1 protein-coding gene is annotated in these 283 nt (G+C 30.4%); it reads left to right on the top strand.

The annotated features are described in order from the left end of the window. Positions 1 to 204: hypothetical protein (locus tag ACWA1B_RS22540; protein WP_456910833.1), on the top strand; the 204-nt coding region annotated here is incomplete at its 5' end. Between the last annotated feature and the right edge of the window lie 79 nt (positions 205 to 283).

Consider the following 283-nt stretch of genomic DNA (forward strand, 5'->3'; position numbering starts at 1 on the left):
GGAAGCTTTCAGATTTTAAATCATCACGCCCCAATTGTTTCTATCTTAGAAGAAGGAACAATTAAAATTGCAGCTCCAAGCTTCAGTTTTTCTAAAGAGGCAGCTGATAAATTTACGAGAGTTAATGATCAAACTTATACTTTAGAGATTAAGTCAGGAACAATCGAAATGAAAAACAATAAGATAATTGTTTTAGTTGACTAAGACGATTTCAAAATAAGCAGAAAAGCCAGACACTATTGTCTGGCTTTTTTTATTTTATTACTTTTGAATTATTAGAATC

This window comes from Flavobacterium xizangense (genome assembly GCF_054075145.1).